General features: G+C 59.9%; 17 protein-coding genes and 1 pseudogene. 14 read left to right on the plus strand and 4 right to left on the minus strand.

The window, feature by feature from the left end:
- Nucleotide 1 precedes the first annotated feature (1 nt).
- From NMG80_RS16200 to NMG80_RS16250, 12 genes are all read left to right on the plus strand, one after another.
- Complete coding sequence (locus NMG80_RS16200; RefSeq protein WP_254019006.1) at nucleotides 2–832, plus strand: ABC transporter permease; 831 nt, start codon at nucleotides 2–4, stop codon at nucleotides 830–832.
- Between the two features lie 87 nt (nucleotides 833–919).
- Nucleotides 920–1,825, plus strand: a complete 906-nt coding sequence (locus NMG80_RS16205) for a sugar phosphate isomerase/epimerase family protein (protein ID WP_254019007.1) — start codon at nucleotides 920–922, stop codon at nucleotides 1,823–1,825.
- A gap of 105 nt (nucleotides 1,826–1,930) precedes the next feature.
- Nucleotides 1,931–2,242: a DUF1045 domain-containing protein gene (locus NMG80_RS37335; RefSeq protein WP_367185961.1), complete on the plus strand. Its 312-nt coding sequence runs from the start codon at nucleotides 1,931–1,933 to the stop codon at nucleotides 2,240–2,242.
- Between the two features lie 80 nt (nucleotides 2,243–2,322).
- The gene (locus NMG80_RS16210) at nucleotides 2,323–2,781 is read left to right on the plus strand and encodes a phosphonate C-P lyase system protein PhnG (RefSeq protein ID WP_254019008.1); all 459 of its coding nucleotides are present in this window, start codon (nucleotides 2,323–2,325) and stop codon (nucleotides 2,779–2,781) included.
- Nucleotides 2,781–3,326 carry a phosphonate C-P lyase system protein PhnH gene (gene phnH, locus NMG80_RS16215; RefSeq protein ID WP_254019009.1) on the plus strand — a complete coding sequence of 182 codons (546 nt, stop codon included), beginning with the start codon at nucleotides 2,781–2,783 and terminating at the stop codon, nucleotides 3,324–3,326. The genes NMG80_RS16210 and phnH overlap by 1 nt, the downstream gene beginning before the upstream one ends.
- Complete coding sequence (locus tag NMG80_RS16220) at nucleotides 3,326–4,417, plus strand: carbon-phosphorus lyase complex subunit PhnI (protein WP_254019010.1); 1,092 nt, start codon at nucleotides 3,326–3,328, stop codon at nucleotides 4,415–4,417. Before phnH ends, NMG80_RS16220 begins: the two co-directional genes overlap by 1 nt.
- A complete protein-coding gene (locus tag NMG80_RS16225) occupies nucleotides 4,414–5,328 on the plus strand; it encodes an alpha-D-ribose 1-methylphosphonate 5-phosphate C-P-lyase PhnJ (RefSeq protein WP_254019011.1) in 915 nt (304 codons plus the stop codon). The genes NMG80_RS16220 and NMG80_RS16225 overlap by 4 nt, the downstream gene beginning before the upstream one ends.
- Nucleotides 5,325–6,152 (plus strand): ATP-binding cassette domain-containing protein, encoded by an 828-nt coding sequence (locus tag NMG80_RS16230; RefSeq protein ID WP_254019012.1) that lies wholly within the window; start codon nucleotides 5,325–5,327, stop codon nucleotides 6,150–6,152. The genes NMG80_RS16225 and NMG80_RS16230 overlap by 4 nt, the downstream gene beginning before the upstream one ends.
- Nucleotides 6,153–6,163: 11 nt before the next feature.
- Complete coding sequence (locus tag NMG80_RS16235) at nucleotides 6,164–6,892, plus strand: phosphonate C-P lyase system protein PhnL (protein ID WP_254019013.1); 729 nt, start codon at nucleotides 6,164–6,166, stop codon at nucleotides 6,890–6,892.
- Nucleotides 6,893–6,928: 36 nt separating this feature from the next.
- On the plus strand, nucleotides 6,929–7,063 hold the full coding sequence (locus tag NMG80_RS37875) for an MFS transporter (protein ID WP_436798628.1): 135 nt from the start codon (nucleotides 6,929–6,931) through the stop codon (nucleotides 7,061–7,063).
- A gap of 1,008 nt (nucleotides 7,064–8,071) precedes the next feature.
- Nucleotides 8,072–8,548, plus strand: a complete 477-nt coding sequence (locus tag NMG80_RS16245) for a hypothetical protein (protein WP_254019014.1) — start codon at nucleotides 8,072–8,074, stop codon at nucleotides 8,546–8,548.
- Nucleotides 8,549–8,613: 65 nt separating this feature from the next.
- A complete protein-coding gene (locus tag NMG80_RS16250) occupies nucleotides 8,614–9,057 on the plus strand; it encodes a hypothetical protein (RefSeq protein ID WP_254019015.1) in 444 nt (147 codons plus the stop codon).
- A gap of 554 nt (nucleotides 9,058–9,611) precedes the next feature.
- Here NMG80_RS16250 and NMG80_RS16255 read toward each other — a convergent pair.
- Entirely contained in the window at nucleotides 9,612–9,812 is a 201-nt protein-coding gene (locus NMG80_RS16255; RefSeq protein ID WP_254019016.1) for a hypothetical protein, read from the minus strand.
- A 75-nt stretch (nucleotides 9,813–9,887) separates the two neighbouring features.
- On the opposite strand from NMG80_RS16255, the gene NMG80_RS16260 reads away from it, so the two are divergent.
- Both NMG80_RS16260 and NMG80_RS16265 read left to right on the plus strand, forming a co-directional pair.
- On the plus strand, nucleotides 9,888–10,115 hold the full coding sequence (locus tag NMG80_RS16260; protein ID WP_254019017.1) for a helix-turn-helix domain-containing protein: 228 nt from the start codon (nucleotides 9,888–9,890) through the stop codon (nucleotides 10,113–10,115).
- 481 nt (nucleotides 10,116–10,596) lie between these two features.
- Complete coding sequence (locus NMG80_RS16265) at nucleotides 10,597–11,751, plus strand: sensor histidine kinase (RefSeq protein ID WP_254019018.1); 1,155 nt, start codon at nucleotides 10,597–10,599, stop codon at nucleotides 11,749–11,751.
- Nucleotides 11,752–12,033: 282 nt separating this feature from the next.
- Here NMG80_RS16265 and NMG80_RS16270 read toward each other — a convergent pair whose 3' ends face one another.
- The 3 genes and pseudogenes from NMG80_RS16270 to NMG80_RS37880 all read right to left on the minus strand — a co-directional run.
- Complete coding sequence (locus NMG80_RS16270; RefSeq protein ID WP_254019019.1) at nucleotides 12,034–12,309, minus strand: hypothetical protein; 276 nt, start codon at nucleotides 12,307–12,309, stop codon at nucleotides 12,034–12,036.
- Between the two features lie 238 nt (nucleotides 12,310–12,547).
- Nucleotides 12,548–12,778 (minus strand): hypothetical protein, encoded by a 231-nt coding sequence (locus tag NMG80_RS16275; RefSeq protein ID WP_254019020.1) that lies wholly within the window; start codon nucleotides 12,776–12,778, stop codon nucleotides 12,548–12,550.
- A gap of 12 nt (nucleotides 12,779–12,790) precedes the next feature.
- Nucleotides 12,791–13,048 (minus strand): annotated as a pseudogene (locus tag NMG80_RS37880) (hypothetical protein); the annotation flags it as partial.

A 13,048-nucleotide genomic window follows, 5' to 3' on the forward strand; every position in this document is an offset into this window, starting at 1 on the left:
AATGATTTTACGACAAAACCTTTCCCCCGCCATCGTCGGCTGCTTCTGCGTCCTTTCCTTTTTGACAGTGCTGGTCATGGCAGCTCCGTGGCTATCGCCAAGCGATCTCTCAGAGGTTAACCTGCTGGACCGCTTCAGGCCGCCGGTCTTCATGGGCGGAACATGGCAGTATCCGCTCGGTACCGATGCGTTGGGGCGGGACATGCTCTCGCTCATTCTGCGCGCCATCCAGGTCTCCTTGACCATCGCGGTAATCGGCACGATCGGAGGAGCAATCGTCGGAACAACGCTTGGTCTTGTGGCTGCCTGGATAGGCGGCATTCTCGATGCCATCGTTGGCACGCTCGTCGATTTTCAGGCGACGATACCGACCCTGATCCTCATCCTCGCCCTGATCACCGTGCTTCCGAGTGCAGACTTCACGGTGTTCGTGGCCATCATGATCTTTCATGGCTGGGATCGCTACGCTCGCCTCGCCCGGGCGATCGCGCTTTCGGCCAAAAGCCAGCCCTATGTTCAGGCTCAGCAGATCATGGGCGCCTCAACCTTCCGGATAATAACCAGATCAGTTTTGCCAAACGCGATGGCAGTGCTTCTGGTCAACATGTCGATCAACTTCCCGCAGACGATCCTGGCGGAGACGACCCTCAGTTTTCTGGGGGTCGGAATTCAGCCTCCTGACGTCTCGCTGGGGCTTCTGATCGGGATCGGCCGCGACCAGCTGTTCAATGCTCCGTGGGTCGCGCTGATGCCCGGCTTCCTGATCTTGATCACGACGATCTCCATTTCGGTTCTGGGGGACTGGGCGCGCGACCTCGTCGAGGCGGACTGACCACCCCAGAAACGCTTATCGCCCCAGTACGAAAATCGCCTCTCGGACGAGAGGATTTTCTTCCAGGTCGAGTTAGAAAGGCCAACAATGACCAGCAATATCAGTGCAATCGGGTTCTATAACCGCCCAAGCTTAGGCGACCTGGAACTGTTCAATGCCTCGCTTCAAAAGGTTGCCGAGACCGGCGCGGACGCCTGCGAAATCCCGATCTACGCCGAGGAAGTCGTGTCGCGGGGCCGGATCATGAAGGATCGGGCAGCCCGCATCACAACGATCGTCCGTAGATACGGGTTCAAGAGGCTCTCCCTGCATGGACCGTTGATTTCGAACTTCATGGACCCCGAACATCTCGATCTTCACAAGCATGTCATGCGGGCCAATCTCGAATTGTGCGACCGCCTCGGTGCCGGATTGCTGGTCCAACACGGCGGTCATGCCTATCCGGCTCCAGGCGAAGACTGCGCGGACTATGACGCCATGGAGCGGGAGGCGCTGGCCGAAATGGCGATCGTCGCAGCCGGCTACGGCGTTCGCATTGGCCTTGAGAACATCTTCGCCTCGGCCGACGGTGAGTATGTGCAGAGCCCGAGTGACGTGGCAGCAGCCGTGCGCGCGATCGGCTCGGACCACGTGGTTGCCGTTCTCGATCTGTCGCACGCCTATATCGCATCGACCGCACGACGACTGAACTTCCGAGAAGAGCTGCGCGCCATGGCGCCGGTGACCGGTCATCTCCACGTTCACGACAGCTACGGCTTGCCCAACACCATGCGCAAGTTCCACCGTCCGGTCGAAGCCACCAGCTATGGCCTCGGCGATCTGCATCTTCCGATTGGCTGGGGCGACATCCCGTGGGAGCCGATCTTCTCGGAACTGCAATTCCTGCCGGACACGATGCTGATCATGGAGATCGAAAGTGACCGCTTCGCCGATGAACAGCCGGCTTCGCTCGAGCGCGCAAGGCGGCTTGTCCAGCTGAACCCTGCCCGCTGACCTTTCGTCACCAATTTTAAGGCTTGGGCGGGACGCTTTTCTGAAGGCAGAGAATGAGGCTGACGGTTCCATCGCCAACGATCTCGCGACCGAGCCCGCGCCACTATGGATTTCACGCCACCCTTGCGCGATTTCGCAGACGGCGCCCTGCCCTGCCCGAGCGGCCGTCTGCGGATCGGCATGATCGGCGGCTTCTTCGCCCTCGTTCCTGCCGGTCCCATGGCATTCCTGCGCGGCTTCGCCTCACGGATCGTGCGCGAGTTCGATGGCTTCAGAGCGCCGATGAACCAGTCGGAGCCCCAACGGCGCATGCGTCGATTAACGCCGGTTGCGGCAGCGAGGCTCCGGTCGCGGAATTCGAAAAGGAGCGGATCCCAGGCTGCGACCGGAATGGTGCTAGACATGATATTCGAATAGCAGTAGAAGATATTCGAATATCTGAAGAGAGGCGCCACTCTGCGTTCGATAACCTCAATGGTGGAAGAAAAGAGACCACAATGGATGAAGTGAGAACCGGTGACGCGGTCATCGGACAATACGACCACGGCCAAGCGCTTGGCATCCTCGCATCCGCTCGGCCAGCTGCGATCAAGGCTCTGGCGGAGCGGGTTCTGGATGGATTCGGTGACGTTACGGTCATCAGCAACCGGACGGGACTTGCGATGCTTCCCTATCAGGACACGGTGAAGGGCACCGCATTCCACCTGGGGGAAGTCCTCGTTGCCGAGGCCCAGATCGAAGTGCCTACCCGCGACCTCGAAGGATATGGGGCTGTCGTTGGGCGCGACCTCGAACACGCTATGGCCATGGCCGTCATCGACGCAGCCATTGCCGCCCGACACCAGGCCAGCGTCATACTCGAGTTCCTCGATGCCGAGCGCCGGCACCAGGAAGAGAGCGATCGGCAGCGGCTGACACTGGTCGAGGCCACCCGCGTGCAGATGGAGACCTTCTGATGCCTCTCTCCCTTGCTCCGACTGCGGACGACAGCCGCACGAACGCCGCCTTCGAGGAATTGATGTGGGCGCTCAGCCGCCCGGGGGTCATCCGTACGCTCCCTGCCAGCGGGTTGGCGTCGATCGCCGAAAGCCTGCTGGACCGCGAATGCTCGTTCTGTGTGCTGGATGACCTCGATATTCAGCAAGCCGTGGCGCGCACCGGCGCTCGCGCTGTTTCGCAGGGCAACGCCGACTACATCTTCTCGAAAATAGACACGACCGAAAAGGTCGTCGCACTGTCAGGCATGCGTCTCGGCACGCTGGCTTACCCCGACGACGCGGCCACCTTGTTTGCTCCCGCTCGCCTCGGTGCTGGGCAGGAACTGCGGCTGACCGGCCCCGGCATCAAGACAAGCCTGACGATCACGGTCGACCGCGTCGCGCCGACCTTCTGGGAGATGCGCCAGCGGGCTATCCGCTACCCGCTTGGCTTCGATGTCTACCTTGTCGATGACGACCGTGTCATCGGCATCCCCCGTTCCACAACAGTCGAGGTGCTCTAATGGCCTATGTAGCAACCCGCGGTGGCGAGCAGGCCATCGAACATGCCGAGCGGCTGTTTCGAAGTGATCTCGGAACGATCAGCCGCGATCGCGTCGATGCCGTCCGAAAGACCATGCCCTACCTCGTCGATCGCCTGATGGGAGAGGCCTCGCTTTACGAACCGGATTTGGCGGCATTGGCGCTTGCCCAAGCCGGTGGCGATCTCTACGAGGCCGTGCTGCTCCTGCGCGCCTATCGCACCACGCAGCCGCGCATCGCCTTCGCCCAGCCGGTGACGCAGCCAGACCTGTTCACGGTTCGTCGTATCTCCGCGGCATTCAAGGATATCCCCGGCGGCCAAATCCTCGGCCCCACGCTCGATTATTCTCATCGACTGCTGCAAGTTGGCGTTCTGATGGGCGAGGATTTCACGCCGGAAGCCGTGCCGCCTGCAGCGCAGCCTGCGCCCGCCACGCAACCATCGCTGATCGATTGGCAGAAAGCGCAGGGAATAGTCCTCGATCATCCGGTGGAAACCGTCGCCCCGGAAGACATTCCGGATCTGACCCGCGAGCCGCTGCTCTTTCCCGTACCGCGGGCACACAAGCTGCAGAGTTTGGCAAGGGCCGATACCGGCGGCACATTGGCACTCGGCTACGCCACGATGCGTGGTTATGGCGACGTTCACCCCACCGTCAATGAATTGCGGCTCGCCGAAGCACCTGTCCGTCTCCGCCATCCGCGTGGCACGATCTTCAGCGCCGGCCGGGTCCGTGTGAGCCAGGCCGAGATCATCTCCAAATCCAAGAATCTGGAGCTCGGCTTTTCGGCCACCTTCGGCTGGAACGAAATCAAGGTGATCGCCGCTGCCACGCTGGACATTGCTTCCAGCCAACCGAACCCTGCTTCCGCCGCAACGGAAGAGTTCATCCTGTATCATACCGAGCCGGTCGAAAGCTCCGGCTTCTGCATTCACTTCAAACTCCCCCACTACGTTACCTTCCAGTCTGCTCTCGATGCCTACCGAAGGGTCAAGGCCGACCGCGAGGCACCCGCCTCGACGGCCGTCGAGAAAGAGCTGACACAAGCACTGCAGGATGATGCGCCATGAAATTGCAGGAACTGACCAGGCCCTGGGCGGCCTTCAACTATGGCTTCCTCGACGAGTCAGCCAAGCGGGAAATTCGCCGTCGCATTTTGAAGGCGATCGCGGTACCCGGCTATCAGGTCCCCTACGCCAGTCGCGAAGTGCCCATGGCGCGTGGCTGGGGCACCGGCGGATTGCAGGTATCGCTCACCCTCCTGAAGCCAACTGCGGTCGTCAAGGTCATCGACCAGGGGGCTGACGATTCCGTCAACGCCTGCAGCATCCGCAAATTCTTTGGCCGCGTCGGCGGCGTGATCGAGACTCAAGATACCCAAGAGGCAACGATCATCCAGTCTCGTCACCGCATCCCTGAAGAGAAGCTGCGCGGCGACCAGGTTCTGGTGTTGCAGGTACCTGATCCCGAACCATTGCGGACCGTGCAATCGGATATGTCGGTCGCACGCGAAATGCACGGTGACGCCGACTACGGGCAGCTTTGGCTCATTTTGTATGAACAACTCGTCAAGTCAGGACGGATCATGCAGTATACGGAGTACCCCAGCCTCGTGAACGGCCGGCACGTTATCTCCCCCTCACCGATCCCGCGCTGGGACGTGCTGAAGCTCAATGAAGCCGACCACCTGACCATTCTTTCGGCCGGGCGGGAGAAGCGAATTTACGCCGTACCGCCGCATACACGCGTGGAACCGCTGGTGTTCGATGATGTCCCCTATCGGGTCGAGGATCATCAGGACAAGACTTGTTATCGCACCAATGTCACCGGCTTCTTCATGAACGAATTGCCGCAAGATGACGGCTCCGCCAAATTCGAGCTCTCCGACAGCCATTTCGGCGTCAAGCACATGCGCAAGGCTGAAGGTGAGCCGGTCGAGATCGGCGACACCTGGTACAAGAACGGGAAGATGAACCGATGACCGCTCTCAATCTCGCTGCGGCGACGCAGATTACCCACCAGCCACCGCGTCTGATGCTCGCCGAGCCGATGCTTACCATGCGCGGCATCTCCAAGAACTTCGGTGACGTCAAAGCCGTCAGCGATGTCGACGTCACGGTTTATCCGGGCGAGGTTCTTGGCATCGTCGGCGAATCCGGCTCCGGCAAGTCGACTCTGCTCAGAATGATGAACCTCGAAGAAACGCCGCAAGCCGGCAGCTATCACCTGGCTCTGCCAGGCCGCGAGGATCGCGACCTGTTCACGCTCGACCGCTTCGAGCGGCGGTCGCTGCGAGCGCAGCATATCGGCATCGTCTACCAGAATCCGCACCTTGGGCTGTTGATGGGCCACACGAACAGCGGCAATGTTGCCGAGCGCCTGCTGATTGCCGGCAAGCGCAATTTCGCGGAACTGCGTGAACAGGCACGGCAGTCGCTTGACGCATCAGAGTTTCCGGTCGAGCGGATGGATGCGACGCCACGAGAACTCTCTGGCGGGATGCAACAGCGTGTGCAACTCGCGAAGGCGATCGCGCTCGAACCGGCGGTGCTGCTTCTCGACGAACCGACCACCGGTCTGGACGTTAGTGTTCAAGCACTGGTGCTCGATACGCTGAAGCGGTTGCAGCGGGACCGCGCCATCACCATGGTTCTCGTCTCCCACGATCTCGGTGTGATCCGGACCATGGCCGATCGCGTCATGGTTATGCGTCGCGGCAAGGTCGTGGAACAGGGGTTGGCGGATCAGATCTTCCAGGACCCCCAGCACGCCTACACCCAGCAGCTCGTCCACGCCAAGCTTTGAGAGTGTCAGACATGAATATCGAGGTTTCTATCCCCACGACGCCGGCGCCCGTGTTGCGCGTCGAGGGTCTTACCAAGCAGTTTAAAATGCACCACCTCAAGCGCACGCTGTTTGCCTTCGACAACATTGATTTTGAACTTCGCGAAGGCGAGTTCATTCTGCTCAAGGGTGAGAACGGCGCCGGCAAGTCAACGCTGCTGCGGACCCTCTACCGCTCTTACCTGCCACGAGGGGGTCATGCTTACTATCACACGCGGGAGGGCGTGATCGACCTCGCCTCGGCCGCCGATGTCGATATTGCCGTCCTTCGCCGCCGCGAGATCGGGTTCGTCACCCAGTTTCTCAATGCCAGGCCTCGCGTTGCCGCTGAGGAGGTTGTTGCAGAACCCCTGCGGCTCGCCGGCACTTACCATGCCGAGGCTCTCGTCGAGGCCCGCCGCTGGCTCGGCGCGTTCGGGGTGAAGAAACAGCTCTGGGCGGCCTATCCATCGACCTTCTCCGGCGGCGAGCAGCAGAAGGTCAACCTGGCGCGGGCTCTCATTCTGCCGCAGCGGCTTCTGCTTCTCGACGAGCCGACGGCTTCGCTCGACCGCGACGCCCGCAACGCGTTGGTCGAACGCCTGACGCAGCTTAAGGCATCTGGTGTCGCAATGATCGGGGTGTTCCATCATCCGGAAGATGTGACCGGTCTCATCGACCAGGAGATCGCCCTAAAGGCGGTCAAGATCGAGGACCAATGACACCCGCGAAGTGGTCGTGGAACCCAAGCTCCATCCATGGTGATAGCCTCTGCGATGCTAAACGCGTTTGTGGCACTGGGCTTTGTCAGTCCGTGGATGATCCTCGGCTTCAGCTTCTTGATCGCATGCGGCGGCGCTCTCAACGATCCCGCCAGGCAAACTTCGGTTTGAGATATCGTCGACCGGCACGTGTCCCCGGTGCCGTGACCATGCTCTCCGCCCGAACTGTGGGCCCGGCACTCGGCGGCATCGTGGTTGCCTCGTTTGGACTTTTTGGCGGCTTTTACCTTGATTACCCTCACCTATTTGGTACACTTTGGCACCATATGGCGCTGTAAGTGGTGTCTCTCACACTCGCATGGATCGCTTCTGGTCATCTCCGAGCGTACCGACTCGGAGACCGGAGACCAGGTCGACTAGCCAGTTATCGGCGTCATCGAAGTCCGACGACGGCTTCTGCTCTAGCTGTAATCACAAGGTCGCCCGTTTGACGCCGCCCGGTCAAGAGCATCTTTTCAAGCGATGCGGCGTGGCAGACGCGCAGGCCTCCGTACGACTCTGCCTGGAGCCAACCCGCAAGTGGTTCCCTGCGGGCGAGCTCAGAAGCCGAGAGCTTAAATCCTCGTTGTAGCCGTGTAACAAACCGTGCATACATCGCGCCCAATGTTTTCAGGGTTTGTAGGCGTGAAATCGAAAGACGCTCTCTCCGCATCTTCAATTGGTTGAGCGAGCAGAGGTCCGGGAAATCGGAGGCAGCGGACCTGCGATTTGCTCACGCACTATGGAACGCGGTCGAGAGCCCTTATCTGGACCAAACTCGCATAACGACAGCAATGGGCTCTTGGGGTAAGGTGGGGCGCGATGGCATTGAGCGAATGGAGCGATATCCGGGAACCGAACCAATCCACAGAAATATTTTGTTGGTATTTTTGTTGGCTAGTCCTGCTATAGCGTGAGTCCTAACCATTTGGAAACAGGGCGAGTTTTCCATCGTTTGGATTCCGCCTCTGGGCACCATCACTTTTTCCAACAAAATCAAGGCTTTATGCTGTCGCCAACTTGGCGTCTCCAGCCTTTTCATGTCGCGCCATGTTGCAACCTGCTACCGTTGATTTCCAAGGGTTTCCTGCGACTATCGGGCAGGTCCACGCGACATGCGCGCGACATGGGGAGGGGATCATGGGCTGGCTCGGCAATAAGGTTCTAGGGTGGTCGACCAATGTTCAGAAGCGTGAGTTGGAGGAGTTTGTGGCTAGGCTCAGGGCGATGGATGGGTCTGAACTCGGAATGGTCGTAGCGTGCGCGACCAATCACCGGCATTTGGTTGCAAAGACGAGAGGGTGGAACCTGCTGGAGCCAGCTCTCTGCGAAATGCAAGAGCCCGCGCTTGCGCTTAAGATCGGGCAACTGATCAAGGATTTGCAGGCCAAAAATCGCCCCGAGCTTGCTGTCGGATTTTTTGTGTGGCTGCATTCTGTTCGGGCCGCCAACAATCCAGATCTCCGGCAGCTCGGCCGAGACATGTGGAAAGAACTGGGCCGCGGCTTCGAGCACGTTGAGGATTCAGCCGAGGGCTTCGAGACAGTCACTGGCGTCGAGTTTAACACAGGCGGTTACGACGCTTATCCCGCGGGCCTTACTCCTATCCCTGTGTAATGGGTGCGTTGGATCCGGGCTTCCGAAATGAAGAATTTCACTAGAAGGGCAGCAGTCGACTTCACATGAGAGAGAGGCGCCCCTTCTTCCGTGTCTTCACAGTCACCCGACAGGAGGCTGCCGCTCAACAGATTGAGGCGGCGATTGCTGCTTTCCACGCAGGCCAATTTGCAGTCACAATCACCTTGGCGGGGGCGGCTGAAGATATGGCGCCAGACAAAGAGAATGGCCTTTGGGCAAGCATTCGAGACAATCCGAATCGTCACATTGGCGAAAGGAAGACGTGGGTCGCTAGTCTTAATGAAACAAGGAACTGGCTGAAGCACGAGAAAGCCGAATCGTCCAGGGCCTTAGTAGCCTTCGAGGCAGGGGTGTTCATCCTGCGTGCGATGGACAAGTGGGAGCCATGGACGCCGCCAATGATCGCGTTCCACGATCTATGGTTCTCTTCGCCAAAATTGATGCGTCCCGAGGATTACGTTCCCGAAACAGAAAGCCCGCCACCGTGAGGCAACGGGCCATGTTGGACAAAGCTTGATCAGTGCCGCCCAGCGGGGGCATCGAGAAATTCAAGAAACGCGTTTGCTACTTCAGTGCCGCTCGCGTCGGTGCGGGTTGTGTCGCATCCCCGAACTATCGCCGCGGCGATCTTCAGCATGTCCGATCGACTCCCGACAAGCTTGGCCACCAGCGAGTTCTCCGGAGATTTGTCGTGGATTGACCGGCCAGAGACTACGAGCAGCAGGCGCATATTGTCGCCAATTGCTTGGAGCGGGAGTGCGCTGGTGACAACGTGTCGACAAGAGCCAGTGGCTCGACGGTGGGAATTTCCACGCCAGGGAACGGTGCGGTGCTCATATTCCCCGTTCCCTCTTCCAGTCCATCTCGTTTTGCTGACACCGGGTTCTGACAAAATTCCTGATCGTTGGGAAATCGTCGCCTCGGGCGCACATTACTTTGACAGCGGCGATGATCGCTAGAATTTCTATCCTTAAGCGGTGCGCCTCTTCCGGCGGCAGATCCAGCAGCATTGCATCGAGACTGGTTTTCTTCCGCGAATTTTCTACGGCGAAAACTTTTCCGCTGTAGCTGGGATCGCGTCGGCGACAGACGGTGCTGCGGTCGCGTCGATGATCGTTGAAGCGGCAGCCAAGGCCGCCGCCACGGCAGCAGCGGTTGAAGTAGCCGCGAGGCCAAGCAGAAGGCGGCGGCGGTTGACATCGGGCATGCCTTCGGCGGCTGCCCGAACTGTGGTGTTCGGCATTTGGAATTCTCCCTGAACTGTGCTATTTGCACACTGTGCAATTTACACATGCGGAATTAGCACACAGGAGACTATGTGACAAGCGCACAGATGAGAGCCGCCCGCGCCCTAGTGAATTGGAGCGTCCGCGACCTTTCAGAACGGTCGGGCGTTCACCGGAATACGATCACCAATTTCGAGACCGGCAAGTCCGGAGGCGATCCAGATACGCTTACTAAACTTCAACGAGCGCTCGAAGCTGCCGGCGTCGAGTTCATCCCCGAAAACGGCAGCGGCGCCGGCGTGAGGCTGAGGAAGAAATGACACTGCGCGTCGAGGATGCTGGCGGTCACTGAGCGTCGGGTCCGCTGTCGACGGCTCCAAAAGCGCGAACGTTGCGCAGCTGAACACTTCCGGGAGACAGCGGACTCAAACTCGGGCCAAGAGGGGACAAGGCCCTTTATGATCCCTATGCGGGGATCATGGCAATAACGGCGGGCGGGTACAAACGTTCCGTCGGCTGAAAGATATATCCGGCCCCTTAGCACTTCTTCACCTTCGGCGTGATCTCTCCGATCTGCGCGCCCTCGCCGATCTCTTTTGCCATGGCTTCTCCCCAACGCCCCCCCCCAAGTGGCGCCGGCCACTTTCCCACAAGGCGAGCGCTTCAGTTCCTCGGCAGCTTGTGGACCTCCAGCCTGATCGATCGCCGCCCGCTTTGGCGGCTGATTCATTTCGCGACATCGGCCCGGCAACAGTGTATAGACCCTCAAGAGGGGCAAAATCCCCGGATCGGCTGCAAGCCTTGTTTCATCCCATTGCCAATATCGAAGATGCGCAGACGCTGGCGCAGGCCATCGTCAACACGATCGCCGAGCCCTTCGTCGTCCTTGACGAGAAGTTTCGCGTGCTGGCGGCCAGCCGCTCCTTCTACCAGACCTTCAAGGTCGACCCCGAGCAGACGCGCGGCTCGCTGCTCTATGCGCTCGGCGACGGCCAGTGGGACATTCCGGCACTGCGCCTGCTCCTGGAGACGATCATCCCCGAGAAGGCCGCCATGGACGGTTTTGAGGTCGAGCATGATTTCCCGAATATCGGACCGCGAACAATGCTGCTCAACGCCCGAAAGGTTCTCTACGACCACAGTTCAGCCGTGACCATCCTGCTCGCCTTCAACGACATCACGGCCCGCCGTGCCATCGAGAGGGAAAAGGAAGAGCTTCTCGGCCGCACCGAAGACCTGCTGCGGCAAAAGGATGTGCTGCTGCGCGAAATGGAGCACCGGGTCGCCAACAGCCTGCAGATCATCGCCAGCATCCTTTTGTTGAAGGCCCGCTCCGTCACATCAGAGGAAACTCGTCAGCATTTGAAGGATGCCCATCAGCGGGTTCTGTCGGTCGCCGAAGTGCAGCGCCACCTCCACACCACGACCGGCGTCGAAGAGATCGACGTCGTGTCCTATCTGTCGAAGCTGTGCAGCAGCCTGGCCGTCTCGATGGTTGGTGAAGACCAGCCGATCGCGGTTAACGTCACGGCACATGGCGGCAGGATAGACTCGCAGAAGGCGGTGAGCCTCGGCCTGATCGTCACCGAGCTCGTTCTGAACGCGATCAAATATGCCTTTCCGATGGAGAAGGCCAAGGCGCTGATCCAGGTGTCTTACGAAACCGACGGCGGCGACTGGAAGCTGACAGTGTCGGACAACGGCACCGGCAAACTAACCAGCGAGCCGTCGAGCGCGCGCTTGGGGACAGCCATCGTCGAGGCGCTGGTCAAGCAGCTGGAGGCCAGGATCGAGGTCATCAGCGACACCAAGGGCACCAGCGTGTCGGTGACCAGGTCGACGTTCACCTCGCGTGTGCCACGGGCGGCGTGGACGATCGACCTGGGACCACTGGTGACTCGACATCAGGCTAGTCGAGAAGTACAGGCCACCGAAGCGCAAAAAGCCGTTGCGTGACATGGTGGACTAGCATGGAAACGGGCATTGCTCTCGCAGCAAACATGCGGCACCGCTCCACAGTGGCGCCGGCCACTTTCAGCCCTTCGTTTCGAAGTTAGCTTCCAGTCGCGATTGCGCGCCCGCTGCTGGCCTTCGTAGCTCCGCAGCGGCTGTCGGGCCGACCATCTCAGCGAGGATACAGTGGAAGCGACGCGCTGGACTTGATTGTGCGCAAGTAGGTCTCCAATCAGGATACCCTGCGCTACCCACGCGAAGCAGCAGTGAGCCCGTGACCGAACGTCAGAATGACTTAGGCGGCACGTACAGGCAGATCGTAATGTCAGGGTTGCCAGATGGGAATTCACGATGCCGGCCTGCCGTTACTTTTTGGGCATGGCACCAATGAAAACGCATGTCATGTGACTGACGCACCCTGCCGTCCGCGTAAGGCAGCAATTCGCCTGACGGCACCTTGAAGCCCTTGCTTGTTTCGCGGACGGCACCGTCTGCCATCGGCTCGCAATGCTCGTCGTGGCAGCACTGTTTTTCGTACCAGTCATCATGTGCCGATGCCAAAGGAGTTCCGAAAGCGCAGGCTGCGGCGATGCTAGCGCCCAACCCGAATGCGCAGCCGCGCCCCCTCAATGGCCAGATCATGAATTACATTAGGCCTATCTGATATGACGGCGCAAGCGCAGCGCAGCGGGAGCGGGCGCGTAGAGCCCGCCAGCGCGCGTTTCGGATAGCCGCCGTCTGGCGCTCAGCGCGTCCTGGCGAGCGCTTGTGCCAGCGCTGCGATGATGCTGCGAGCCCCCTATTGCGAACGCTCGACCGCAAAGGTTGGCGCGTCATCTCCCTTGCCGGCCTGGAGAAATTCAACGACGGCAAAAAGAAGTTGTTCGGCCAAGGTCCTGTTCATCGCCAGTTCGATCGTGCCGGTGTCGGTCTCCAGTTCGAGGAGTCCGATCAAGGGCTCGGCTGATAGGAGTGTGGTGTCGACGTCGAGAAGTTTGTTGAATCCCGATTTACTGGGCTTGCGTTTCATAGGGCCTCCCTTCTAGCGCCCGTCCCTTGCCTCGCGATAGGCGCTCGGGCGGAGCGCACTAGATTCCTCATCCCAGAAATCCTGCAGCGATGCGTGGCGAAGGTCTTCCTCGCCCCTGAGGTGTTTCACACGGGCCTTGATACCCGGCTTGACCCACTGCGTTGCCGGCCGCTTTGGCCCGGCATGTTCCTGGACACGCTTCCAAAGCCGCTCCCGCATCTCGCGATTGACGCTCACAAACGCACTGCCGACATATTTGCGGGTCCCCGG

It is taken from the genome of Mesorhizobium escarrei, assembly GCF_935825525.1.
Taxonomy (GTDB): domain Bacteria; phylum Pseudomonadota; class Alphaproteobacteria; order Rhizobiales; family Rhizobiaceae; genus Mesorhizobium; species Mesorhizobium escarrei.